The sequence below is a fragment of the Streptomyces sp. NPDC054841 genome (genome assembly GCF_053611045.1).
This window is the reverse complement of the sequence record NZ_JBSGZO010000842.1, coordinates 1-1,879: the sequence shown is the minus strand read 5'-3', so window position 1 is coordinate 1,879 and position 1,879 is coordinate 1. Positions and strand designations below refer to the sequence as shown.

The window sequence follows — 1,879 nt, the reverse complement described above, 5'->3', positions numbered from 1 at the left end:
CGCGTGTCCTGGCGGCGGATCTGCGGATCTCCCGCGGCGTCGTCACCGAGGCTTACCAGCGTCTCACGGACGACGGGCACGTCGCGGGCCGAGGCCGGGCGGGCACGATCGTGGTGGCGGCCCCGGGGCTCTCCGGCGCGCCCGCGCCCGGGGCCGGGACCGCGCCCGCTGCCGCGGCCGTGTCCACGGCTGAGCCCCCGGCACCGGGGCCCGGGCTGTTCACGGCCCGGCCCGGGCCCGACATCTTCGAGGGCGTCGCACAAGGCGCACCCTAAGAGCCCTGACGCGCGGGACCGGTCACGGAGTGTGCCGTGTCGTGGACCGAGTTCTCGATCCGGGCGAGCTGGGCGGTGAGGCTGCGCAGCCAGTACTCGAGGTCGATCAGCATGGGCAGGGGCGGGCCGTCGGGCACCGGAAGAGGCGGATCCGGCGGCCGCGGCGGCTCCGAAGCGCCCCCGGCGCACAGGGCCGCGACCCGGTCCGTGGTCCGCGCCAGCCGGTCCGCGGTCGTACGGGCCCAGTCGGCGGCGTCCGGCGGGACCGGGACCGCGGGAGGATCGACCCGGGGAAGCCAGTAGGCGCCGAGGAGGACCTGGTTCGCGGTGATGATCACGGCGTGCCAGTCCGCGACGGCGGCGGCACTGTCGCCGCCCGGTTCGCTCCGGTACTGGTCGTACGCGGCCTCCGCGAGCCGCAGGTGGTGCAGGGCGGACCACGTGGACGGCGACTGCGGCCCGGCACCCGGCGGGGTGGTCAGCAGGACGCGGACCGTCCCCGTGATCAGCGGGCCGCAGCAGCGGAGCAGGGCCGCCATGGTTCTGCGCACCTCGCGCCGGGCACCGGCCGGCCAGGCGAGCAGCCCGCAGAGCAGCCCGATCGCGCTGCCCGTCACGACGTCGATGATGCGTGCCCCGGCCAACTGCCAGGACGCGGGGGCGAGCTGGCCGAAGGCGGACGCCACGACGAGCGTGAACAGCGCCTGCGCCCACGCGATCCCGAGCAGCGGCCCGAGCGAGAAGGCGACGAGCATTCCGGGCGCGAGGACGAACGCGTACGCCTCGGTCTTCCCGCCGATCCACTCGATCAGCGCGCCTGCCGCCACCGCGCCCAGGAGGTTCCCGGCCACCGCCTTGCGCACGGCCGTCCAGGTCGCCCCGAACGTGGTCCGGCTCAGGGTCAGGACGGCGAGCAGCACCCAGAAGCCGTGCGTCAGATCCAGCGATCCCGCCACCAGCCGGGCGGCCCCCAGACCCAGCGCGGTCCGCGTGGCGTTCTGGAACTGCACCGACCGCAGGGTCAGGTTCCCGAAGAGCCGCGCCGTCCACAGCCGCACGTTGCTCGCGTCGGCGTACCAGAACAGCTCCTGCGGCGGAATCGGCGCCGTACGCCGCCCGTCCATGCCGACCCGTACCGAGGTCTCCAGGATCCGCGCCGACTCCGCCATGGCCAGCACCGCCGCCTGCCGCCGCAGCACCGGCACCGCCGGCACGGCGTCGGGCGGCCCGGTGGCCTGCCGGACGCGCAGCTGCTGGAAGCCCCGTATCGCCTCTTCGAGCGTCCCGGGCGCCGGGGGCGGCGTGCCGGTGCGCAGGGCGCCCGCGATACGGGTGCACAGGGCCGAGATTCTGCTCAGGAGCGACGCGGAAGCGGCGTCCTGCGCATCGTCCCCGCCGCCGGGCCGCGCCGTGTCCGGCCGCACCGGGCCTCCGGGAGACAGCGCGTCCGCACGATGCGCCAGCTGGTCGAGGAGGCGGCGCGCCGCACTGCCCGCCTGGAACATGGCACGGTCCGCCCGCCAGGGGCCGGCGGGCCGTTCGGCCGGCGGCAGTCGGGAGAGGCGCAGATCGCTTCCGGCCGAGCGGAGGTCGGTGGGGGAGGC

General features: G+C 76.2%; 1 protein-coding gene and 1 pseudogene. One reads left to right on the top strand and one right to left on the bottom strand.

Translation table 11 applies throughout. The features are described 5' to 3' along the window. Positions 1 to 275: pseudogene (locus ACWGI8_RS43780) on the top strand (PLP-dependent aminotransferase family protein); the annotation flags it as partial. On the opposite strand, the gene ACWGI8_RS43775 reads toward ACWGI8_RS43780, so the two are convergent. Then, on the bottom strand, positions 272 to 1,879 hold a 1,608-nt coding region (locus tag ACWGI8_RS43775; RefSeq protein WP_453669138.1), incomplete at its 5' end, for an FUSC family protein. The pseudogene ACWGI8_RS43780 and the gene ACWGI8_RS43775 overlap by 4 nt on opposite strands.